This window comes from Halomonas citrativorans, from assembly GCF_014898005.1.
In the GTDB taxonomy this organism is placed as follows: Bacteria; Pseudomonadota; Gammaproteobacteria; order Pseudomonadales; family Halomonadaceae; genus Vreelandella; species Vreelandella citrativorans.
Genome location: NZ_JABUYX010000005.1, coordinates 77,451 through 98,758, shown reverse-complemented (window position 1 = coordinate 98,758; position 21,308 = coordinate 77,451). Strand labels below are relative to the sequence as shown.

General features: G+C 52.9%; 21 protein-coding genes and 1 riboswitch. Of the genes, 14 read left to right on the top strand and 7 right to left on the bottom strand.

Annotation, left to right across the window (positions count from 1 at the left end):
- Positions 1–40: 40 nt before the first annotated feature.
- A complete protein-coding gene (locus INT20_RS08105) occupies positions 41–733 on the bottom strand; it encodes a hypothetical protein (RefSeq protein ID WP_193056772.1) in 693 nt (230 codons plus the stop codon).
- A gap of 265 nt (positions 734–998) precedes the next feature.
- Positions 999–1,103, top strand: a riboswitch (TPP riboswitch).
- On the opposite strand from INT20_RS08105, the gene INT20_RS08100 reads away from it, so the two are divergent.
- The 4 genes from INT20_RS08100 (at position 1,093) to INT20_RS08085 (ending at position 5,748) form a co-directional block, all read left to right on the top strand.
- The gene (locus INT20_RS08100) at positions 1,093–2,481 is read left to right on the top strand and encodes an SLC5/6 family protein (RefSeq protein ID WP_193056771.1); all 1,389 of its coding nucleotides are present in this window, start codon (positions 1,093–1,095) and stop codon (positions 2,479–2,481) included. Its footprint overlaps the riboswitch before it by 11 nt.
- Positions 2,478–3,446, top strand: a complete 969-nt coding sequence (gene corA, locus INT20_RS08095) for a magnesium/cobalt transporter CorA (protein ID WP_193056770.1) — start codon at positions 2,478–2,480, stop codon at positions 3,444–3,446. The genes INT20_RS08100 and corA overlap by 4 nt, the downstream gene beginning before the upstream one ends.
- A gap of 77 nt (positions 3,447–3,523) precedes the next feature.
- Entirely contained in the window at positions 3,524–4,702 is a 1,179-nt protein-coding gene (locus tag INT20_RS08090) for a zinc-binding dehydrogenase (RefSeq protein ID WP_193056769.1), read from the top strand.
- On the top strand, positions 4,699–5,748 hold the full coding sequence (locus INT20_RS08085; protein WP_193056768.1) for a proline racemase family protein: 1,050 nt from the start codon (positions 4,699–4,701) through the stop codon (positions 5,746–5,748). Before INT20_RS08090 ends, INT20_RS08085 begins: the two co-directional genes overlap by 4 nt.
- Positions 5,749–6,019: 271 nt before the next feature.
- Here the strand turns inward: INT20_RS08085 and arfB are convergent, their stop codons facing one another.
- The gene (gene arfB, locus INT20_RS08075; protein WP_172117229.1) at positions 6,020–6,436 is read right to left on the bottom strand and encodes an alternative ribosome rescue aminoacyl-tRNA hydrolase ArfB; all 417 of its coding nucleotides are present in this window, start codon (positions 6,434–6,436) and stop codon (positions 6,020–6,022) included.
- Between the two features lie 71 nt (positions 6,437–6,507).
- The gene (locus INT20_RS08070) at positions 6,508–7,455 is read right to left on the bottom strand and encodes a D-2-hydroxyacid dehydrogenase family protein (protein ID WP_193056767.1); all 948 of its coding nucleotides are present in this window, start codon (positions 7,453–7,455) and stop codon (positions 6,508–6,510) included.
- Between the two features lie 329 nt (positions 7,456–7,784).
- On the opposite strand from INT20_RS08070, the gene INT20_RS08065 reads away from it, so the two are divergent.
- The 5 genes from INT20_RS08065 to INT20_RS08045 all read left to right on the top strand — a co-directional run bounded on the left by INT20_RS08065 (position 7,785) and on the right by INT20_RS08045 (position 12,367).
- The gene (locus INT20_RS08065; RefSeq protein ID WP_193056766.1) at positions 7,785–9,890 is read left to right on the top strand and encodes a methyl-accepting chemotaxis protein; all 2,106 of its coding nucleotides are present in this window, start codon (positions 7,785–7,787) and stop codon (positions 9,888–9,890) included.
- Between the two features lie 136 nt (positions 9,891–10,026).
- Positions 10,027–10,656 (top strand): SDR family oxidoreductase, encoded by a 630-nt coding sequence (locus INT20_RS08060; protein WP_193056765.1) that lies wholly within the window; start codon positions 10,027–10,029, stop codon positions 10,654–10,656.
- 230 nt (positions 10,657–10,886) lie between these two features.
- Positions 10,887–11,456 carry a DJ-1/PfpI family protein gene (locus tag INT20_RS08055; protein ID WP_193056764.1) on the top strand — a complete coding sequence of 190 codons (570 nt, stop codon included), beginning with the start codon at positions 10,887–10,889 and terminating at the stop codon, positions 11,454–11,456.
- Positions 11,457–11,589: 133 nt separating this feature from the next.
- Complete coding sequence (locus INT20_RS08050; protein ID WP_193056763.1) at positions 11,590–11,952, top strand: ribbon-helix-helix domain-containing protein; 363 nt, start codon at positions 11,590–11,592, stop codon at positions 11,950–11,952.
- Between the two features lie 73 nt (positions 11,953–12,025).
- Positions 12,026–12,367 (top strand): hypothetical protein, encoded by a 342-nt coding sequence (locus INT20_RS08045; RefSeq protein WP_193056762.1) that lies wholly within the window; start codon positions 12,026–12,028, stop codon positions 12,365–12,367.
- A gap of 2 nt (positions 12,368–12,369) precedes the next feature.
- Here INT20_RS08045 and INT20_RS08040 read toward each other — a convergent pair whose 3' ends face one another.
- Entirely contained in the window at positions 12,370–12,588 is a 219-nt protein-coding gene (locus INT20_RS08040; protein ID WP_172117222.1) for a DUF3820 family protein, read from the bottom strand.
- Positions 12,589–12,731: 143 nt separating this feature from the next.
- On the opposite strand from INT20_RS08040, the gene mqo reads away from it, so the two are divergent.
- Entirely contained in the window at positions 12,732–14,426 is a 1,695-nt protein-coding gene (gene mqo, locus INT20_RS08035; protein WP_193056761.1) for a malate dehydrogenase (quinone), read from the top strand.
- A 97-nt stretch (positions 14,427–14,523) separates the two neighbouring features.
- Here the strand turns inward: mqo and INT20_RS08030 are convergent, their stop codons facing one another.
- Positions 14,524–15,399: a LysR substrate-binding domain-containing protein gene (locus tag INT20_RS08030; protein WP_193056760.1), complete on the bottom strand. Its 876-nt coding sequence runs from the start codon at positions 15,397–15,399 to the stop codon at positions 14,524–14,526.
- 130 nt (positions 15,400–15,529) lie between these two features.
- On the opposite strand from INT20_RS08030, the gene INT20_RS08025 reads away from it, so the two are divergent.
- Entirely contained in the window at positions 15,530–15,955 is a 426-nt protein-coding gene (locus tag INT20_RS08025; RefSeq protein ID WP_193056759.1) for a VOC family protein, read from the top strand.
- Between the two features lie 7 nt (positions 15,956–15,962).
- Here the strand turns inward: INT20_RS08025 and INT20_RS08020 are convergent, their stop codons facing one another.
- A complete protein-coding gene (locus tag INT20_RS08020) occupies positions 15,963–16,856 on the bottom strand; it encodes an AraC family transcriptional regulator (RefSeq protein ID WP_193056758.1) in 894 nt (297 codons plus the stop codon).
- Positions 16,857–17,061: 205 nt separating this feature from the next.
- Here INT20_RS08020 and INT20_RS08015 point away from each other — a divergent pair, with 205 nt between their 5' ends.
- Positions 17,062–18,123: an NAD(P)-dependent alcohol dehydrogenase gene (locus INT20_RS08015; protein WP_193056757.1), complete on the top strand. Its 1,062-nt coding sequence runs from the start codon at positions 17,062–17,064 to the stop codon at positions 18,121–18,123.
- 157 nt (positions 18,124–18,280) lie between these two features.
- Positions 18,281–19,954 (top strand): methyl-accepting chemotaxis protein, encoded by a 1,674-nt coding sequence (locus INT20_RS08010; RefSeq protein ID WP_193056756.1) that lies wholly within the window; start codon positions 18,281–18,283, stop codon positions 19,952–19,954.
- A gap of 91 nt (positions 19,955–20,045) precedes the next feature.
- Here INT20_RS08010 and INT20_RS08005 read toward each other — a convergent pair whose 3' ends face one another.
- Positions 20,046–20,813 carry a class I SAM-dependent methyltransferase gene (locus INT20_RS08005; RefSeq protein WP_172117215.1) on the bottom strand — a complete coding sequence of 256 codons (768 nt, stop codon included), beginning with the start codon at positions 20,811–20,813 and terminating at the stop codon, positions 20,046–20,048.
- Positions 20,814–20,995: 182 nt separating this feature from the next.
- On the opposite strand from INT20_RS08005, the gene INT20_RS08000 reads away from it, so the two are divergent.
- Positions 20,996–21,262 (top strand): DksA/TraR family C4-type zinc finger protein, encoded by a 267-nt coding sequence (locus INT20_RS08000; protein WP_193056755.1) that lies wholly within the window; start codon positions 20,996–20,998, stop codon positions 21,260–21,262.
- Positions 21,263–21,308 lie beyond the last annotated feature (46 nt).

The window sequence follows — 21,308 nt, the reverse complement described above, 5'->3', positions numbered from 1 at the left end:
TGGCTCTTGTGGGGGCCAGTGACGTTGTTGTACTCAAGGCTTAAAAATCATTCAGCAGGCTCAAGCTTTCTTCCAGTAGCTTTTCAATCGGCTTAAGTTGGCTTTCATGCAATACGAGTAGAGACGGCGCCTCTTTTGGCTGTCCGACAAGGGGCACTAAAAGGGCGAACTCACTCTCCTCTAGATGAAATTCATGAATTTCACGCGGGCCTAAGGCCGTTTGGCATTGGGAGCAGCGGTAGACATCGTCCTCGCCATACACCAACCGGTGATACATTTTAAAAAGCGTATAAAGTGCCAAGCCGCCTTCAAGCGCAGACCAGCGTGCGGGCGTTTTGGGTATATCGTCGGTGACCGCTTGCCCTTCGGCTTTGGCATCGGCGATCACATTTGCTAAAGGCATCGCCAAAATGGCAGGGTCTTCAGAGGGTAGCGGAGCGTTTTGCTTCGTGGCCTGGTCGAAGTCTTTTACCGCGCGCTTTACATCATCTAGCGTATTTAAAACGTAGTCAGCATGCTGTAAGTCGCCAGGCTCGCAGCTACCGTTCTCCCAGCCATGGATCACGCGTAGCGTCATGTCTCCTCGTGACATGGGGCGGGCCAGTAGCATATAAAGCATTACGCGAACGTGAAGCTGGCGCTCATCGGTATTGTTTTCAAACGCACGGTAGGGGTCAGCAAACAGAGTATTGAGCCGCCCTTGCGTATGCTCCTTGGCTTCGGTGTATGACATATTGGTTTCCTGTAAGCGCGTCGCTTATTCTCCTGTGCGACGCTTGTAACACTAATGTTTTATAACACTAATGGCGGTAAGCTACTTTTATTTTGTAATGCTTTGACTCAGTGTACAGCAGCTTTTGTTAGTCTAGACAACGTTGTAGCGAATGAATAGCAGAAGTAAACCGTTTTCCTGTTAGCTATTTAGCGGCTAGGATACGGCGCGAGTAGCTGCTCATTTTGGCGGTTAGCTCGCTTTACATCAGGATACGCTCTCAATTCACTGTCGCCAGGGGAGCCACGTTGCGTGGCTGAGAATGCTATGACGCAGACCCTGGAACCTGAACCGGTTAGTACCGGCGGAGGAAGTGCGACATGCCATACCTAACGTCAGCCGTGCTGGGCGCGGCGCTCTGTTGCTTTGCATTTTTAGGCCTTAAAGCCCGTGGGCGTAAAGGCTCATTGGATGACTTTGTAACCGCTCGTAATTCACAAACCAGCACCACGCTAGGGCTCTCTTTTGTTGCATCTGGTATGGGGGCCTGGATTTTGTTTGCGCCGCCAGAAATTGGCGCTTTTATTGGCCCATTGGCCTTGGCAGGCTATGCCCTTGGCTCCTCACTGCCTTTTATCGTCCTTGGCTTTTATGGTCCGTCTATACGCCGGGCTCTCCCTGAGGGGCGGAGCATCGCTGAGTTTGCCGAGGCGTGCTATGGGCGCGGCGTACGCCACTGGGTAACGCTGGTTTCCGTGGTGTATATGGCCTGCTTTTTAGCCGCTGAATTAACCGCTATTGGAGCGATCACCTCGCTGCTTTCTGATGTTCCGTCGAGCTGGGTGATTATTGGAGTAACGCTCACTACGTTGCTTTACACGGTAAGCGGTGGGCTGCGCGCAAGCCTGGCCACTGACCGTTGGCAGGCATGGTTGCTGCTTGCACTGTTAGTGGTGGTTTCCAGTGTCACCCTTTGGCACTTGCCTGCCATGCCGAGCAGTGCGACATGGCCCTCTATCGCCACTTCTGATGCGCTTAGTGTGGCACTAACGCTTGTCATCGCGGTTACCGCAGCGAACTTGTTTCACCAGGGCTACTGGCAGCGGGTATGGGCGGCACGTGATGACCAAAGTTTGGCCCGCGGGGCTTGGGCAGGAGGGGGCGCCACGGTCATGATCGTTATGGTGATTGGCGGTTTGGGTATGCTTGCTGCCATGAACGGTGTTCCGCTGGGCGAACCGCCCATGCCTTTTTTTGCACTGCTCAATAACGCGCCACCCTGGCTAGCTATAACGGCACTAGTGCTTGCCGTTACATTGGTGGCGTCCAGCGTAGATACGCTACAAAGCGGTATTGCCTCACTGATCGTGTCGCGCAGTGAACAGCCAAGCGTTTCTATCGCGCTCACACGTTGGATGACCGTTTTGCTTATGGTGCCTGTCGTGGTTGTCGCACTTCAGGGTGTGTCTGTTTTACGTCTTTTTTTAATCGCTGATTTAGTCTGCGCTGCAACCGTGGTGCCCGTGCTGCTGGGCTTGTGGCGGCGCATGACGCCTCTTGCGGCTATCGGTGGCGGCATGGCGGGTCTATTGGGTGCGATCTTGCCTGGGTGGATGAGCCACGCCAGCATAAGCGAAGGGATAATGGCGGCAAGCTTTCCGAACAGTGTACCCACACTAGCGCCGTTTCTAGGTGCGTTGTTAGCTTCCACGGTGGTAAGCGTGTTATTAGCGTATTCAAGAACTCCCTGGAACCAAGGACAGTTATGATTCGCAGTATTTTGACGACCCCTGATGGCGAAACCCATGAAGGGAACGAAGAGCTTTTTGTCACATGGCAGAATACCCCCGGCAGTCATATATGGATCGATATGCAGGGGGAATCAGCAGAATCTGCTGAGCGGCTACTGGGTAAATTTGAGTGTCACCCCATGGCTATTCAGGATGCCCATAAGGAGCGTGTACCACCCAAAATAGAAGAGTTTGATAACCACGCACTGATTATTTACCGCGGTATTTCATCTTTTGATGCCCAGCTAAACTTTGTTCCTCAGCAGGTCTGCTTTTTTATTGGTGAGTGCTTTCTAGTGACGCTACATCCAGGCGTTGCCATGAGCATTGAGCGGCTCTTTAAGGAGCACGGTAAGACGTTATTAGCGAAATCACCGGAGCAGGTGGCGCTCAAGGTGATGTATATCTCTGCTGGGTATTACATTGATAGCCTGCTTGAATTTGAAGCGGAATTAAGCGATTTAGAAGATGAGTTACATGAAAATGGTAACGATGTATTAATGCGCAAAATTACCATGTACCGCTCCCGGCTGGTTAAGATGCGGCGCGTGTTTAATTATCATAAAGGGATTACCCAAGAGTTAACTGTCTACGACTATGAGCACGTCCCGCGTGAGGAAAGTGAAACGCTGCATGCCATTAACGATGTTGCCGAACGTTTTGAGCGGCTTTATACGCTTACTCAGATGTATTACGACATTTGCGGTGATTTAGTAGACGGTTACATATCAATCTCGTCGCACCAACTGAACATTACAATGCGCGTTCTAACGGTCATTACGGCGATTTTTGTTCCGTTAACGTTTGTTGCGGGTATCTACGGGATGAACTTTGACTATATGCCGGAGCTGCACTATCGCTATGGCTACTTCTTCATTTTAGGCATGATGGCAGGAATCGGTGGCGTGCTGATTTGGGTGTTCAGGCGAAAGGGCTGGTTCTAATTCAGCAGGCGTTTAAGGGGTAGCAAGAGTTTGCTATGGTCGGCTAGTCTTATTCCTTTGTATCAAGGAGCCTGACAATGCCTGAATCTACCGCCGTTTCTTCTACGATGGCTGCCATGCTCTTGGTCGGGCATGGTGGCGTCGAACAACTGCATTACCGTAAAGACGTCAAAACGCCGTTACCCGGCCCAAGTGATGTTCTGGTCCAGGTGACGGCGACCGCGAAAAACAATACCGACCGTAAAGCGCGTGAAGGCCTGTATCCCACCAAAGAGAAAGGCGACGTGACGTCCTTTGCCATGGGTGGCACGCCCACCTTAACGTTTCCGCGTATTCAGGGGGCAGATGTAGCCGGGCGTATCGTAGCGGTAGGCGAAGGCGTGGATGCTAAGCGGGTTGGCCAGCGTGGCCTGCTTGATTTCAATATTTATGCGGATGAGCGCCGGGATATCAATCTCACTCCCGACTACTACGGCCATGGGGCCGATGGCGGCTACGCTGAGTATATTGCGGTACCCGCAGACCAGTTCCACTCCATTGATAATCCCGAACTCAGCGACGCTGAGCTAGCCGCGATGGGCATGTGCTCCTATCAAACGGCGTACCATATGATGACCTCGGCACACATCAAGGCTGGCGAGCGCGTGTTGGTAAGCGGTGCCAGTGGTGGCGTAGGCACCGCGCTCATTCAGCTGTGCCGTATTATCGGTGCCGTTCCTTATGCGGTCAGTCAGCCTGATAAAGCCGCTGCGCTGCAAGCGTTAGGCGCCGAAGCCGTTATTGACCGTGGCGACCTGCCGACCTTTGTTAACCGCGTCTTAGAAGCTACTGGCGGAAAGCCAATTGATGCGGTGATGGACTTGGTCGGCGGCGAGATGACTGATCTGTTTATCGATACCATGATTGTTGATATGCAGCACCGCCAATCCTATCCGCGCCTTTCCATCGCAGGGGCCAGCGGCGGTAATCTCAGTGAGATCATGTGGACGCGTATTTACCTTTACCAGGTGCAGATATTTGGCGTTTCTCACGGTACTCGTGAAGAAGCCGAGCAGCTAATCACCTGGATTCGTAGTGGTGAACTCAAGCCCGTTCTCCATGCGGCGTTCAAGCTTTCTGAACTGCATGACGCCGAGCGCTATTTTGTTAATCGGGGCAGCAATTATCTCGGCAAAATTGTCATTGTACCGGATGCCCAGTGGAATACTCACGGCGCACCTTTTGCACTAACAAACGCTCAGGAGCAACGCCTTTGAAAAATATCCATACGCTTCAATTAATGGATACTCATGCGGGTGGCGATGTCAGCCGAATCGTAACGGGCGGGATTGATGCTCTGCCGGGCGCCACGGTGCGGGAGCAAATGGAGTACCTGCGCGACGATGCCGATGGCTTGCGTCGCTTGCTGCTGGAAGAGCCCTACGGTATTCCGGAGATGTCGGTGGACTTACTGGTACCAGCGACGCACCCCGAGGCCGCCGCAGGTTATATCATTATGGAAGTGATGGGCTACCCGATCTATTCAGGCTCCAATACCTTGTGTACGGCAACCGCGGTGCTTGAGTGTGGGATTGTGCCTAAGCAGGAAGGCATTCAGCAGTTTTCGTTGGAGGCCCCGGCAGGCCTGGTACGTATCGAGGCGCGTGTGCATAACGGCGTGGTCGAGTCGGTTACCTGTGAAGGTTTACCCAGCTATATTGATACTTACCGCGATACCATCCAGGTGCCTGGTATCGGCACCGTGACGTACTCTGTCGCCTATAGCGGCGGCTTTTACGCGTTAGTGGATGCTGCCGAGCTTGGTTTTAAGCTTATTCGTGAAGAAGAGCAGGCGCTTTCGGCCTGTGCGCATAAAATTGTTGAGGCCTTGCAAGCTCAACGCGGCTTTTCCCACTACACGCTGGGTGATGTAGGTCCGCTGCCTTTCCTGCATTTTATGGGCCCCGAAGAGCAAGTGGGTGAAGGCTATGTACGCTCTCGTTCAACAACCTATGTGCACCCCGGGGTGATTTGTCGCAGTACTACCGGCACCGGCACTTCCGCCAGGCTCGCGTTAATGAACTACGAAGGTCGACTCAACATAGGGGATAAACTGGAAACGGTCTCGCTACGTGAAACCGGGTTTATTGGCACGTTTACAGGGACTCATCAGGAAGGCGCCTACCAGGTGGTTGAAAATACGATTACCGGGCGCAGCTATGTGCTGGCTCAGTCGGATATCGTGATCAACTGTGATGACCCTCTGGTTTCCTGCGGTGAGCTGCACCATATTTTGAGCGACCGCCACTCTGTTAACCACTAATCTGTTAATCAATACCCTGTTAATCACTGCTCTGTTGAGTCGGGTGGCTAATCTCGGTTAACGCGATATCGATATAGCCTTGCGCTTCCAGGCGCTCCCAGACCGGGGCTTTTTCGGCCTCGGTCATTTGGCCCCAATAGGCAATTTCATCCAGCGTACGACCACAGCCTTGGCACGTATTTGTCGTGTCTGTCTAGCTGGCAGTGCTGGATGCAAGGAGAGAACGGTCGAGAAACGGTGGTCATGCGCAATTCAATTGACTCAATAGCGCTTACGAAGACGAAACTTTACCACGTAGCGATTTGATTTTACCTTTGCGGGTCTTATGGTCAACGCGGCGTCGCTGGGAGCCTTTGGTGGGTTTTGTCGGGCGGCGTACCTTTTGCTGCCGAGTCGCGCTGATGATCAATTCTTTCAGGCGAGCAAGGGCATCTTCTTTATTAAGCTCCAGCGTGCGATAACTTTGCGCCTTGATAATCACCACACCCTCTTTACTGATGCGTTGATCATTGAGTGCTATCAAACGCTCTTTATAAAACGGCGGCAGGGTAGAGCGTGAAATATCAAAGCGCAGGTGTACCGCTGACGCCACTTTGTTGACGTTCTGACCGCCTGCACCCTGAGCGCGAATTTGGCTAATATCAATTTCCCAGTCGGCCAAGGCAACATGGTTGGAAATAGTGAGCATCAAGTCCTCTGTGTCACAGGTGAGTAATAAGGCTAGCACACTTGACACAGAGGTGGTCGCAGCGACAGGATTTAAGAGGCGAGATTAGTGACCGGCTCACCGTTGCTAAACGCGACGACATTCGCAAACGCGTCACCAAAGTAGAGCTCGTAGCTATCTTTTTCGACATAACCCAAGTGAGGCGTCGCTACGCAGTTGGGCAGGGTGAGCAGAGGATCGTCGCAGGTCGGTTCGCTATCGAAAACATCAACCGCCGCGCGTCCTGGCCTGCCTGCTTCGAGGGCGCTGACTAATGCACCTGATGCAATTAACGGTGCGCGGCTAGTGTTTACCAGAAGCGCTGTGGGTTTCATGCAGGCCAAATGGTCAGCGGTCACAATGCCCCGCGTTTCATCGTTTAGGCGCAGATGTAGGCTAAGGACATCGGCACGTTTAAAGAGATCCTGCTGGCTCTCGGCAACCGTTAATCCGGCGTCCATGGCTCGAGCTCTGGTGCCTTCTCGCCCCCATACCAGCACGTTCATTTCAAATGCCTGCGCGTACCGGGCCACCAGGCTACCAATTTTTCCCAAGCCAAAAATCCCCATTGTGCGGCCTTTTAGCCCGGTGCCCAGGGTTCGCTGCCAGCGGCCAGCTTTAAGGTTTTCTACTTCTTCAGGCAGGTGGCGCATGCCACAAAGTACCAGCCCCCAGGTTAATTCGGCCGCCGCGTGGGGCGAGCCTTTACCTGTCATAACGGTAACGCCTTGTTGCTGACACGCTTTTAGGTCGACATGGGCCGCGCCGCCCCCGGTTTGGCTAATCACTTTTAAATTGGGTAAGCGTTCAAGCAGCGCTGCAGTGATAGGGGTACGTTCACGAATTAACACAAGCGCATCCGCGTGATAAAACCGTGCCACCAACGCCTCAACATCGGTCAGCGTATCGTGATAAATAGTTACGTTGTGCCCGTTGAGCATTGCATAGGCATCCAAATGGCGTACACAGTCCTGGTAATCATCAGGTATCACGATATTCATTGAATCGTTCCTTTTCTCTAAGTATGTAGCAACACTAAAAGGCCTTACGCTAAAGCGAGGCTGAAACAACGTGATACTCCGCTCTTGCTTGGTAATCAAGGGGCAGCGAACGAGCGATTATAGTTAAGCCGCTTGTTGCCGATATTAAGTCCTGTAGGCTTCTGGATCACGTAATTCAAAAAGGGAAATACACCTTAACTGACGGTTTTTTTTAGAAAATAAATGTCCGGTTTTGGTTGTAACGGTTATCCTTGACCGCCTGGCTAGTGGTACTTTTTCACCAAAAGTAGACGCTCCTGCATGACTTCTGACACAAGCGAACACGCATAATGAAAAAGACGTTAAGTATACGTACCATGCTCATCAGCCTCTTTATTGTGGCCATGTTGGGCGCGGTTGCGCTTGCCGTGACCGGCTGGTTTACCAACCAGCGGCTAATCAACGTTCAACACACTATTACCGACGATGTACTGCCTCTTCAGGATGCCAGTCGTCGTTTGGTGCTCACCGTGGCGGCCTTCGGCCAGCGTCATAACGAACTGCTCGCTGCAGAAAGCGCGTCTGACTTGGACAGCATTGTCACGGAAGAGACACTTAATCAGCGTTTTCTGGAAGCTCGTCGGGGATTAGGAGAAGAGGGGCTCCAAGGACAGCTGGAAAACCTGAACAATGAGTACGATGCGTTACGTGTGGGTGACGCAGCGCTTGAAGCGGCCCGCCAGACGGAGCTTGGCCTAAAAGCAGACACGGCCACTACGTTGACGCAAATGGAGACGTTAATCAGTAATGCCATGAGCAGTGCTGAAGAAGTGGCTAACGTCTCAGTGATTAACCAGCAGCGCTATCAGAGTGAGCAGCGTGAGTTAATGGAAGCGTGGCGTGAGGATGGCATGACCACGTTACCCACAACGGTGCTGGATAGTCTGGTGGTTGAAGGCACGGATATCAGCCGTTACAGCGCGAATGTCAGCACTGCGTTGGCATTGCTGGCGGGTTATGGCCATCAAATGGTGCAGGCCACAGATGCCGAGGCGCTGTCTACGCTGCGTCAGAACGCTATCGAACCCCAGTTCACTCAGATGCGTGACTGGTTAACGGCGATTAATGACGCACCTGATTCAGAAAGAAGCCAGATAGCGATGGTCAATGCCTTGAGAGAGGACATTAACCAGCTGGAAAGCGTGATGATCGCTGACGCCGTGTCAGTTTACCGGCTCCGTGAACAGCAGCTGGAATTAAGTCGCCAGGTTCAGGAGGCGCTAGCGAACGTGGCAAGCGCTATGGCACAAATAGAGCAGACGCTGAGCGACGTAGAGCGATATGCGGCGGCGCAGGCGGACAATGCGGTTGGCCAGGCAGAAACACTGGCCGCCGCCGGGCTCACTCTGCTGATCACCGTCACGTTAGGTGTTGTCGCTCTGCTGGCGATTTTTGGCTGGCGTACGCTGGTACGTGTACTTGGCCCGCTGGTGGCCATGCGTCGGCAAATGGAGAACATTAGCGGCGCAGGTGGCGAAAATACCAATTTGTCACAACGTCTTGATCTACAGCGAAACGATGAAGTCGGCCAAACTGCCCAAGCGTTCAACCGTATGATGGACACGTTTGAAGGTATGGTCGCCCAAGTACGTGAAAGCGCTGAGGCGATTGCCGAAAGCAGCCGACAAATTGCTTCGGGTAACGAGAACCTGTCGCAACGCACGGATCAGCAGTCCGCCTCGCTAGCCGAAACGGCTTCCAGTCTTGAGCAAATCACCTCTACCGTGAAGCAGACAGCCGACTATGCAGATCAGGCAAAAGGTGCCAGTGGCGGTGTCGATCAGCGGGCACGCTCAGCGGGGGATGTCGCCAAACGTACAACGGCGGCGATGGGGGATATACGTGAAGCGAGTGAGAAAATCACCTCGATCATTAAAGCCATTGATGATATTGCCTTTCAAACCAACTTGCTGGCGCTAAACGCCTCTGTGGAGGCTGCGCGCGCAGGGGAGCAAGGCCGTGGTTTTGCCGTAGTCGCCCAGGAAGTGCGTAAACTTGCCGGTCGCAGTGCCGATGAGGCAGCGCAAATTCGTCACTTGGTGGCTGACAGCGTGGCCAAAGTCAGTGAAGGCGAGCAACTGGTTAATGCGTCCAGCACGCACCTTCAAGAAATCATCGATAGCCTGTCAGAAGTGACTCGTTATGTAACAGAAATTGCCGATGCCACACAGGAGCAGTCGACGGGTATAGAGCAGATTAATCAGGCGATTTCACAGCTGGATCAGGTAACCCATCAAAATGTCCGTTTGGTTCAGGATGCTTCAAGCGCAAGCCACGAACTTGATGCGCGAGCTGGCGATATGCATCTGCTGGTAAGCCGCTTTCAGGTGAGCGGTAACGCGGGGCAGCAAGTACGTTCCTTGCCTTATAAAGAGGTGCCTGCACGACTGACTTAGCGCCATCGTGTTGCTTGCTAACAGCGAATGCATCCATGGTGCATTCGCTGTTTTACGTTTCAGGGGTTGATTTATCCAGGCGCTGGCTGCACTGATTAAGCAATAGTCCGTGAATGAACTAAACCAGAGAGGCAACATGACCACATTAGTAATAGGTGCCAATGGGCAGATTGGTAAACAGTTTTGTGAACTCGCCCAACAGGCTGGGGAGCCGATTAAGGCAATGATCCGGGATGAAAGCCAAGCAGAGTGGTTCAGCGAGCGTCAGATCCCCATCATTGTGGCTGATCTTGAGGATGAGTTTGAACACGCCTTCGAGGATTGCGATCAGGTGATTTTTACTGCTGGCTCAGGCCCGCATACTGGACCGGATAAAACGCTCATAATTGACCTTTATGGTGCTATCAGAGCCGCTGATATCGCCAGTGAAAAAGGGCTTGATCGCTATATTATGGTGAGTGCTATTCGCGCAGAACATCCGCTTGAAGCACCCGAAAAGATGCGCCCTTACATGGCCGCCAAGTTTGCAGCGGATAGCCATCTACGTTTTGCCAAGATTCCCCATGTCATCCTTAAACCAGGCCCCTTGACTGACGAGAAGGCAACGCACGGGTTTGCCGGGACAATGGAGACATCTCCTGAACAATCCATTACCCGGGCAGATGTTGCCCATGCCTTGCTGCACGTTGTGAAAACACCTGCGTTGAAAGACAAGGAGTTCACGCTCTTGAACGGTAAGGAACGTATTAGTGACTTGGTGCGTTGAGCCTGAGCATCACATAGTAACGATTTAAGCTTCCCCTTACCCTTGGCAAATTATGGCTTGAAGAGCGCCACATAAAGCGTGCCATTATGCATTTGCCGGTTTGACCGCGTGCTTTCGCTATAAAAAAATCAGTGTAGTAATGGCGTACTACCGCTATCGAAAACGCGCTTGCTAGGCTTGTTGGGCACATGCAACGTGTGCACAACGACAAAACAAGAAGGAGTACGGAGATGACCAGCAAGCGCATTCTGATGATTACCGGCGACTTTACTGAAGATTACGAGACCATGGTGCCTTTCCAGGCATTGATGGCTGTTGGTCATCAGGTTGATGCCGTTTGCCCTGGCAAGGCATCGGGCGACACCGTGGCGACAGCGATTCATGATTTCGAAGGTGATCAAACCTATTCTGAAAAACCTGGCCACCGCTTTGCGCTCAATGCTGATTTTGAGCGTATTGATCCCGCTGACTATGATGCTCTGGTGGTGCCCGGCGGACGTGCTCCGGAATACCTACGCTTGAATCAAGATGTGTTGGCGATGGTTCGGCACTTTTTTGAAGCCAATAAGCCTGTCGCTGCGATTTGCCACGGCGCGCAATTGCTAGCCGCTGCAAACGTGCTCAAAGGCAGGCAGTGTTCTGCATACCCGGCTTGCCAGCCAGAGGTTGAGTTGGCAGGCGGACATTTCGCCAGCATTGAAGTAAGCGAGGCGGTAACCGATGGCAATCTGGTGACGGCGCCCGCTTGGCCAGCCCACCCGGCTTGGCTTGGTCAATTTATGGCGCTGCTAAACCAGTGAGCGCTGGGCCGTTAGCATCATCATACAAAGCAAAGCTTACGCGCCTAACAGACATGCACCTAACAGACATTAGGCGCGTAGTGTATTTGCTCGCTATGCTAACGGCTTATCTGAACGTTAAGAGATCACCCCCATGTGCAAACTCTTTATTCACGCCAATCCTGAGTTATGGTCCAGTGCGACGCATTCACTGCGTATTGATGGCATGGTGACGAGCGTGCGAATGGAGCACTACTTCTGGCTCATTTTGGAAGAGATCGCCACGCGTGATGGTATGAATACGGCTCAACTGATTACTCGCCTGTATCATGAATCTATCGATGCCGGACACGACTTGGGCAACTTCACCTCGTTTTTACGCGTGTGTGCGCTACGCTATCAGGCGCTTCAACTAACGGGAGATATTCCCACTCAGCACGAGATACCGATTGCGACGCTGGATGCTGAGGAGATACTCGTGCGTGAAGGCCGCTCTAGGCGCCGCCAGGTTCACTAATCACTGACCGTCTCAGCGTGATAGTGAGTAGCGATAAAGACAGTACGTGATACAGGCATTAACAGGATTTTTTATGACAGATGTTGCGACTGCTGTGCGCCAATTACTCACCACGGCACCCGAAAAAACATTACCGATCACCTATCAGCAAGTGGCTGCGGCGTTGGGTCTGACACCTCCACGTACTATTCAGCGGGTGGCTCAGGCGCTAGAGCAGCTTATGCGCGATGATGCTGCTGCCCATCAGCCGTTTATCGCCGCGCTGGTGGTAAGCCGCCGGGGCGATAATATGCCCGCTGCTGGTTTTTTTGAGCTGGCCGTAGCGCTGGGGCGCTTCCCCGATGACACCACGCAACATGCCAAGGCGTATCGTCATGAATATCAGCAGGTATTGGCGTCGCGCTCAAACGCGTAATCTTACTTGGACGGCTTTCGTAACGGCTCCAGCAAGTCGCTTAACCCATTATGGTCAATTTCCTGCATTAGCTGCAGCAGTTGGCCAATCTCTCCCGATGGAAAACCTTCCCGCGCAAACCAGTTAAGGTAGGGCCCCGGCAAGTCGGCAATGAGCCAGCCCTGGTGTTTGCCAAACGGCATGGTGCGAGTTACCAGTTTTTCAAGGTCTTCAGGTCTCATGTCTTACTTTCCTTTGTGCGTGTCTATCGCATTGGTTTCCGAAAAGATCTAATTTTGCTAGACTTTGGTCGAAGTCAATACCCCCCCTCGATGCCGGGCAATTATAGCTTCGGCAAGTTATTTCTGTATCGTCAGGATATGACATGCATAAACATTTACGTTTTTTACTCTGCACACCGCTTTTAGCGTTTGCAGCGATGCCCGTTGCGGCGGATGAGCCTGTTGATGTTGTATTAATTGGTGGCGGCATCATGAGCGCCACACTAGGTACCTATCTTCAAGAATTAGAACCCGACTGGGATATCCATCTTTACGAGCGCTTGGGCCAGGTCGCTGAAGAGAGTTCCAATGCCTGGAACAACGCAGGCAGCGGTCACTCTGCCTTCATGGAAATGAACTATACGCCGGGTGATGGCGACCACGTTGAAATTGAGCGTGCGGTTAACGTTACCGAGCAGTTTGAAATTTCCCGCCAGTTCTGGGCCCACCAGGTCGATCAGGGCATCCTGAGTGACCCGAAAGCCTTTATTAATTCGGTGCCGCATCATGCGTTGGTGTGGGGGGAAGACGATGTCGCTTTCCTGCGCGAACGCTACGCACGCATGACCGAAAACCCGCTTTATGAAGGCATGGAATACTCGGAAGATCGCCAGGAAATCGCTGAGTGGATGCCGCTGGTGATGGCTGGTCGTGATGAGAACACGCCGGTTGCCGCGACTCGTATGCAGATGGGGACGGAAGTGAACTACGGCGCGCAGACTCGCCAGATGGTTGAAGGCCTGGGCGATAGCGATAACTTCACGCTTTCGCTTAACAGTGAAGTGCGCGGTCTTGAGCGTAATGACGACGATACCTGGCACGTGACGATCAAAAACCTGGAAAGCGGTGATGAAACCACCATCGATTCCCGGTTTGTGTTCATTGGTGCGGGCGGTGCTGCGCTGCCGCTGCTTCAGGAATCCGGTATTCCGGAAGCGGACGCTTACGCCGGTTTCCCGGTGGGTGGCCAGTTCCTTTACACCACCAACCCTGAGGTTGTCGCCCAGCACCAGATCAAAGTGTATGGCAAAGCCGGTGAAGGTTCTCCGCCGATGTCGGTTCCGCACTTGGACTTCCGCAACCTGGATGGCGAGCCTGCGCTATTTTTTGGCCCATTTGCCACGTTCTCAAGCAAGTTCTTGAAAGAAGGCTCCTGGACCGACCTGTTTGGCTCCATAACATTTAACAATATCTGGCCGACAACCCAGGTGGGGTTGCATAACTTTAATCTGGTGAGCTACCTGGTGGGCCAGGTAATGATGTCCGATGACGACCGCTTTGAAGCGCTGCAGGACTTTTTCCCTGAAGCGAACAGCGATGACTGGAAGCTTTGGACCGCCGGTCAGCGGGTTCAAATCATCAAGAACGACCCTGAACATGGCGGCCTGCTGCAGTTTGGTACCGAAGTGGTAAGTGCTAAAGACGGCTCAATCGCTGCACTTCTGGGGGCTTCACCCGGTGCCTCAACCGCGCCACCCATTATGCTGCATTTGCTGGAAAACGTGTTTGCTGAGCAAGTGCAAAGCGATGCGTGGCAGGAAAAGCTGACCGAAATCGTACCGTCTTACGGCCAGCGTCTTTCTGAAAATCCGGAGCTGCTGCGTGAAATGCGGGTATACACGGCAGAAGCGCTTAAGCTGAACGAGCCGATGAATGCTGCTGAAACAGACACAGACGTTCAAGCGGAAGTTGAAAACGCGCAGCCTGAATCAGAAGCCTCTGATGAGAGCAGCGTTGACGAAAACGCTGATGCACAAAGCGAAGAGCAGGACGCCGAAACAGAAGAAGTTGTTCTGTAAGGTTTTGCCTGCTTAAGCCCTGAACGCACTAGCGTGCCATGTCAGGTGCGGTCGATAACGCTAGCCCCTTTTTAAGGGGCTAGCGTTTTTTTTGGATTCAATAGTGAGGATTGGCAGCTTCACAAGTCAGCTGGGCAAGCGCGCGAGCTGGGGCACTTAACTGGCTGCTTGCACGATGGGTCAATCCTACATCCCGATGAAACGTATGTTCACCCAGCGGGATGGCGCGCACCGCTGGTGGCCAGGGCTGCAGGGCGGCTACCTCTGGCACCAGGGCAATGCCCACGCCGTTGGCCACCAATTGGATAATGGTATCCAGCTCGTCCACCTCGCACAGCTCATGCACATGGCAGTGTTGGGCGCGTAAAAAGCGGTCGACTTGGCGGCCGCCAAACGAGGTGCGGTCGTAACGCACAAAAGGCTCGCGGCTGAGCAGCTTGCGCCAATCATCGCCTTCCGTTAAGGCCGGGACGATTAGGCGGTAAGGTTCATGGGCCAGTGGTGTCCAGCGTAAATCGCTGTGCAGTGAGAAAGGCGGGCGAATAATGGCCGCCATATCAAGCTCGCCTGCATCCACCTGATTGACCAGCGCCATGGAGAGCCCCGGCACCACGCGGCTCCGGCAGTCGGGATAGGCTCGGTGAAAACGAGCCAAGGCGCTGGGCAGTAGCGAGCGCTGAATGGAGGCAATAGCGCCTATGTTCACCGGCGTGCTGGCAGGCTTGTCGGTATTGGCTTCGCCAAGTGTCCGATAAAGGGCGAGTAGGGTATGCGCCTGTTGAAGAACGTCCTGGCCTTGCGCCGTTAATACCGCCGCACGCCCTTTTCGGGCAAACAGGGTAACGCCCAGCTGTGCTTCCAGCCGTTTCATCTGTGCGCTAACAGCCGCTTGCGTTAAGCCAATTTTCTGGCCTGCCGAGGCAAAGGTACCTTCTTGAGCGACGGCTGTTAGGGTTTTAAGCTCTCGTATCATTGATAAATAATATTTGTGAATTGGCGAAAAAGATATTGATTTTATTTTTATAAGGCTCGGCCTAGGATGACCATCGCGGGTTGGCACTTCGTGTCACTCATTACATAACGATAGCGAGCAGGAGACCACTATGAGCCTTTCCCCCTTTCATTTGGCCATCCCGGTTTACGATGTAGCGCTAGCCCGGGCTTTTTACAACGACGTTTTTGGTCTGGAAGAAGGGCGCTCCAGTGACAACTGGGTCGACTTCAACTTTTTTGGTCACCAACTGGTAATTCACGGCCACCCTAAAACGCCCAGCCAAGAGAATGCCCATACCAACCCGGTAGATGGCCACGACGTACCGGTGCCGCATTTCGGCGTAATTTTAGAGTGGGAGGAGTGGGAAGCACTTGCCGAGCGCTTGACGTCACGCAACACCGTCTTTGTGATTGAGCCTTACATACGCTTTAAAGGTGAAGTGGGCGAGCAAGCCACCATGTTCCTGCTCGACCCCTGTGGCAACGCGCTAGAGTTCAAGGCGTTTAAGGACAAGAGCCAAATATTTGCCAAGTAAGCGATAACTACCCTTGCAACATCTGCTCTTGGCGGCGATGTTGCAGGGGAGATTCACCAAAGTAGCGTTTATAGTCACGGCTGAATTGCGGCACGCTGCGATAGCCGACCGCCAATGCCGCCTGGTTGACATTATGGTCCTGCTGCGACAGAAGCTGCTGGGCTTTTATCAACCGCAGCCGCTTTAGGTACTGGGCAGGCGAGGCGCGAGTAATCTGCTTGAAATAGTGATGGAACGTCGAAACGCTCATACTGGCTCGCTGAGCCAGCTGTTCAACCGTAAACTCATCGGCGAAGTTTACGTGAAGCTTCGATAGCACCTGCACAATGCGTGAATAGTGCCCTTGGCCGTTCACCAGCGCCCTGAGTGCGGGTCCCTGTTCTCCTTTCAGCGCCTCGAAAACCACCTCACGGATGCGCGACACCCCCATGACCGCGCACTCTGTTTCGCATTTCAGCGTGTTTGCCAAGCGGGCAACAGCATGCTGCATACCTTCTGTCATGGCAACGGATGCCATGGGCTTGGGAGAAAGGGCGGGTGCGCCGGCATCGCCCATAGCCATGACCATCTCGCTTAACAGGGGCGGATCCAGCTTTACTGAAATACCCAGTAGAGGTGCTTCGGGTGAGCCATGAGTTTCACACTCAAACGGCAGCGGCAGGGTCTGTACCAGGTAGTGGCCGGGGTTGTAGTGAATTTCACGATCTCCCAGATAGCCCACTTTCCGGCCCAGAGCGATAACGGTCAAGCTGGGCTCGTACAGTAACGGAGTGCGAGCTTGATGGCGCCCCAAACACAGCAGCGAGACGCCCGGTAGATGCGTCTGGGTGATGCCGTCTGCCTGGGTTAGCGCTGCAATAGTGCGCGCCAAGGGCGGGTAGGTAGGAAGCAACGAACTCATGGAGACCTGCCAGAAACGTGCAAAAATGGGTGGATTCGGATAATAGTGCCATAATATCGGTTTGTTTTTGTTATTTCATCACATTGATTTGGAGGAATAGGCAAAAAATACGGAGCTTCGCTCATCGTTATTGCGGTTTAATCGGCGAATAATGGTCAGGCGTCCTCACGGTTACGAGGATCACCGATTTAAGGAGTTTTACCTGATGAGCCAAGCTAAATCCTACGCTGCTTTTGCGGCGGATAAACCGTTAGCGCCTTTTTCATTCGAACGTCGTCAACCGCGTGCCGATGATGTCGCCATAGAAATTCTTTACTGCGGTGTTTGCCATAGCGACCTGCACTTTGCTCAGAACGATTGGGGCATGAGCCAATACCCGGTCGTGCCGGGGCATGAAATTGTAGGCCGAGTCACCTCGGTAGGCAGTCAGGTGAGCCGTTTTAAAGCAGGTGATTTAGTGGGCGTTGGCTGCATGGTTGATTCTTGCCGCACCTGTAGTGCCTGTAACGATGGCGTTGAACAGTACTGCCTGGAAGGGTCCACCATGACCTACGGTAGTGAAGACCGCCAGGACGACACGATTACCCAGGGTGGTTATTCCGATAGCATCGTGGTGAGCGAACATTTCGTGTTGAGCATGCCTGATGGCATCGACCTTGCCTCTGCAGCCCCTATTCTATGCGCAGGTATCACTACTTATTCGCCGCTTAAGCACTTTGGTATCGGCAAAGGACATAAGCTGGGCGTTATCGGTATGGGCGGTTTGGGCCATATGGCTGTGAAACTGGCCAAAGCACTTGGCGTAGAAGTGACCGTCTTTACCCGTTCCGATGCCAAAGTAGAAGAAGCCAGGCGTAATGGCGCCGACCATGTGGTGGTTTCAAGCGACCCAGCACAGATGGAAGCCGTGGCTGAGAGCTTTGACTTCATGATGGATACCGTACCTGTTCAGCACGACCTAAACCCTTACCTAAAGGCGCTTAAATACGACGGTACGCATATTCTTGTTGGTTTGCTGGAGCCTATCGAGCCTCCTGTGGAAGCCTTCAATCTGGTATTCAAGCGTCGTGTCGTGGCAGGTTCTTTAATTGGTGGCATTGCTGAAACACAAGAACTTTTAACACTGTGTGCCGAGCAAAACATCACGTGTGATATCGAAATGTTGGATATCAATAATATCAACGAAGGGTTTGAGCGCATGGCGAAAGGCGATGTGCGTTATCGTTTCGTGATTGATATGGCAACCCTTAAAAATACTGCTGCTTAAAAAAGCATCGGTACTTACCCATCGTGGCCTAAGCCATGGTGGGTTTTTTTATGCCTTTTAGTTATACATAGGTCGATAGTGGCACATAAAGTACTTCAGCTTGGTTTACTCTTGCCGATAGTAATAAACAACCATAAACGGCAAGGGAATCAATTGGATGAGACATCTCTCTATTAAGTGGACTTTGACCGCAGCGCTCGCGCTGATGGTATTGATGATAGGGCTGATAAGTGGATTGGGGTTTTATGCCAATCACACCAGCGGCCGAGCGCTTGAGGAGTTAGCCGATGTCAATGTTCGGTTAACCAATCTTGCCAACCGCACCCAAGTCAATGCACTCAGAGCACAAACATTCCTGGACCGTTTTGCAAGCTTCAGTACGCAAGGCAATCCTGATAAAGGCCTGGAAAGCCTCCAACTGGCGATTGAGGCCGTAGCAATGGCCCAAGCGAATTTTGATGAATTCAGTGCGCTGTCGGTGCCAGAAGAGAGTGAGCTTGCCGGCTACCGTGAGGCTGTTGTTTTAAGCTACGAGGCATTTGTTACCGACGGCATTGTGCCCCTATTGGAGGCTCCGCCGTTCCAGGTGCAGCGTCACCAGGAGGAATTAGGCGAGAGTGGTGTACGGCTGGATGAGGCCATGAACGGTTTTATCGCTTACACCGAAGCGCGGGGGCAGCGCGTGATCGAGCAGGTGGGGAGTTTGACCCAAACGGTCGGCGTGATTGCGTTAGCGCTGCTCATCCTGTCGTTAGTGGCCGCCACTATTATCCGTATGGCCATGATGCACAGCGTCGTGCGCCCACTTAACCAGGCAATAGCGCATTTTGCCACCATTGCCGAAGGAGACTTGACCGACCGCATTGAAGCGCGAGGGCGTAACGAGGTGGGCCAATTGTTCAGCGCCCTGGCGGACATGCAGGCCAAGCTGAAAGCACTGGTGCACTCTCTACGCAGTAGTAGCGAGAGCGTTTTTAATGGCGCGGGCGATATCTCATCGGGAAGCCAGGACCTCTCTTCGCGCACTGAGCAGCAGGCATCTGCGCTGCAGCAAACAGCTTCCAGCATGGAGCAAATGTCAGCGACCGTGAGCAAAAACGCAGAAACCGCTCACACTGCAGACCAGCTGTCGATTGCTGCCTCTCAATCAGCGGAAGCTAGCGGCGAAGAAGTGCAGCGCACGGTACAGTTGATGCGTGACATTGCAGCCAGCGCAAGCCGCGTTAACGACATTATCGGGGTTATTGACTCGATTGCTTTTCAAACCAATATCCTGGCACTTAATGCATCGGTTGAAGCTGCTAGAGCCGGGGAGCAGGGGCGTGGGTTTGCGGTTGTTGCCAGTGAGGTGCGCTCATTGGCTACGCGCAGTGCCGCCTCCGCCAAAGAAATTCGTGACTTGATTGGGCAAACAACATCACAAATTAACGGCGGCGCGGAACAGGCTGAACGCAGTGGACATACGATTCAACAAACGGTGCAGGCGATTGGGCAGGTGACCACGTTGATGAGCGAGATATCCACGGCAAGTCGTGAGCAGGATGGGGGCATTGAACAGATTAATGCCGCACTCACTGAAATGGACTCGGTCACGCAGCAAAATGCTGCCCTGGTGCAACAAACCAGTAGTGCAGCCAGCGCGCTTGAAGACCAGGCGCAGCAGTTAGCCACGTTGATAGCGACGTTTCGGCTAGATGAGCAAGCACCTGCCACCTCATCAAACCAACTGCCTGCGAAAACAGCCGTCATAAAAGAGAGCGTTGGCAAAGAGGGCGTTGGTAGAGAAAGTATTGCTAAAGAGAGCGCAGCTGAGGAGTGGGACGCGTTTTAACTGTTTTAACTACTCTAGCTGTTTTAAGAATGGGGGTTGGAGCCTGCCAGGGCTACAAAGCATGTTGCTCTGGCAGGCGGCCTGTAACAGGTTATACGTGGGCCGAGACGCGTAAGCGGACATAATCTGCTGTCCAGTTTCCTTGGCCATCTTTTAAGCTGTGACCAAGAAGAATCATGGTGTTATCCATAATTGAGTCTCGAAGATCATCTTCTAATCCATGTAAAAACGGATTGGCGAAGGTTTCAAGCCAGCCTGTCATCCCCGCCGGTAACGCGGTAGGGCGCGGAAGCAGCTCAATTGAATCTACCTGAAAACCAACCGTTTGCAGTAGGTGCGCGTACTCTTCCGTGGTCGGAAAATACCAAGGGTGCCGACCGCGAGCGCTAATACCCCGAAACTGAAGCGAAGCAATGAGCGCGGTACAAATAGCCGCGACATTACCGTGCCCGCCAAACTCAGCCACGAACCGCCCACCCGGTTTTAAAGCACGCTTAACGCCAGAAAGAACAGCCTGAGGGTCCAGCATCCAATGCAGTGAGGCGTTACTGAAAACGGCATCAAATTCGTGGTCAAACGGAAGCTCATGGGCATCAACAACGCGAGCAGTAACGCCGCGTTGACGTGCGGCTGTCACCATTTCCTCTGATGAGTCAATGCCTAATACATCAGCACCAAGATGCATTAAGCGTTCGGTTAATGCGCCGTCGCCGCAGCCCAGATCCAAAATGCGCTGGCCTGGCTGTGGCGAGAGCAGCTTTACGACGTCACTGCCTAATTTGGGAACAAAATGGGCATTTTCCGCATATTGTCCAGCATTCCACTCTTGACCATAGGCATCAGATTTAATGTTATTCATGGCAGCTTCCTGGCATCGTTATGTTTCATCAGGGGATTATCAAAGAGTATAGCCTGAAGCGCTACAACATCCTTGTATGTAAAGAAAATTTCTTAACGCTAAGCGATTCCATTAGTGGCATATTCGTGACCTGCCGATAGCTGCTACCTTGATAGATAGAATAGCGAGTAGGGAGTTCAATAATGGCAGGCGGATGGGCAAAAGAGGGTGCCGAACAAGAGCAAATCGAAAGAACACTGGATGATGCTGTCGAGCTTGCCCGCAGTCGGTTGCCGCAGGGTAAAAGCCGTAAGTATTGTGAAGAGTGCGATGAGGTGATTCCTGAGGCGCGCCGCCTTGCAGTCCTCGGGGTTCGGCTGTGCGTTGTTTGCCAGAACGAGCACGACAAAAAACAGTCGAACGCTAGCAGCTATAATCGCCGAGGTAGTAAAGACAGCCAGCTTCGCTAAGCAAGCCCATGTTTGCGCTTATTGGATAAAAGCGTTTAGCAGTAGG

Excerpts from the sequence above, each read along its gene's own strand:
- INT20_RS08105 (WP_193056772.1), bottom strand. The coding sequence starts at position 733 with ATGTCATACACCGAAGCCAAGGAGCATACGCAAGGGCGGCTCAATACT.
- arfB (WP_172117229.1), bottom strand. The coding sequence starts at position 6,436 with ATGCTCACTATTTCCAACCATGTTGCCTTGGCCGACTGGGAAATTGAT.
- mqo (WP_193056761.1), top strand. The coding sequence starts at position 12,732 with ATGCATAAACATTTACGTTTTTTACTCTGCACACCGCTTTTAGCGTTT.
- INT20_RS08005 (WP_172117215.1), bottom strand. The coding sequence starts at position 20,813 with ATGAATAACATTAAATCTGATGCCTATGGTCAAGAGTGGAATGCTGGA.
- INT20_RS08045 (WP_193056762.1), top strand. The coding sequence starts at position 12,026 with ATGACAGATGTTGCGACTGCTGTGCGCCAATTACTCACCACGGCACCC.
- INT20_RS08015 (WP_193056757.1), top strand. The coding sequence starts at position 17,062 with ATGAGCCAAGCTAAATCCTACGCTGCTTTTGCGGCGGATAAACCGTTA.
- INT20_RS08030 (WP_193056760.1), bottom strand. The coding sequence starts at position 15,399 with ATGATACGAGAGCTTAAAACCCTAACAGCCGTCGCTCAAGAAGGTACC.
- INT20_RS08070 (WP_193056767.1), bottom strand. The coding sequence starts at position 7,455 with ATGAATATCGTGATACCTGATGATTACCAGGACTGTGTACGCCATTTG.
- INT20_RS08040 (WP_172117222.1), bottom strand. The coding sequence starts at position 12,588 with ATGAGACCTGAAGACCTTGAAAAACTGGTAACTCGCACCATGCCGTTT.
- INT20_RS08010 (WP_193056756.1), top strand. The coding sequence starts at position 18,281 with ATGAGACATCTCTCTATTAAGTGGACTTTGACCGCAGCGCTCGCGCTG.
- INT20_RS08020 (WP_193056758.1), bottom strand. The coding sequence starts at position 16,856 with ATGAGTTCGTTGCTTCCTACCTACCCGCCCTTGGCGCGCACTATTGCA.
- INT20_RS08100 (WP_193056771.1), top strand. The coding sequence starts at position 1,093 with ATGCCATACCTAACGTCAGCCGTGCTGGGCGCGGCGCTCTGTTGCTTT.
- INT20_RS08060 (WP_193056765.1), top strand. The coding sequence starts at position 10,027 with ATGACCACATTAGTAATAGGTGCCAATGGGCAGATTGGTAAACAGTTT.
- corA (WP_193056770.1), top strand. The coding sequence starts at position 2,478 with ATGATTCGCAGTATTTTGACGACCCCTGATGGCGAAACCCATGAAGGG.
- INT20_RS08055 (WP_193056764.1), top strand. The coding sequence starts at position 10,887 with ATGACCAGCAAGCGCATTCTGATGATTACCGGCGACTTTACTGAAGAT.
- INT20_RS08050 (WP_193056763.1), top strand. The coding sequence starts at position 11,590 with ATGTGCAAACTCTTTATTCACGCCAATCCTGAGTTATGGTCCAGTGCG.
- INT20_RS08025 (WP_193056759.1), top strand. The coding sequence starts at position 15,530 with ATGAGCCTTTCCCCCTTTCATTTGGCCATCCCGGTTTACGATGTAGCG.
- INT20_RS08090 (WP_193056769.1), top strand. The coding sequence starts at position 3,524 with ATGCCTGAATCTACCGCCGTTTCTTCTACGATGGCTGCCATGCTCTTG.
- INT20_RS08065 (WP_193056766.1), top strand. The coding sequence starts at position 7,785 with ATGAAAAAGACGTTAAGTATACGTACCATGCTCATCAGCCTCTTTATT.
- INT20_RS08000 (WP_193056755.1), top strand. The coding sequence starts at position 20,996 with ATGGCAGGCGGATGGGCAAAAGAGGGTGCCGAACAAGAGCAAATCGAA.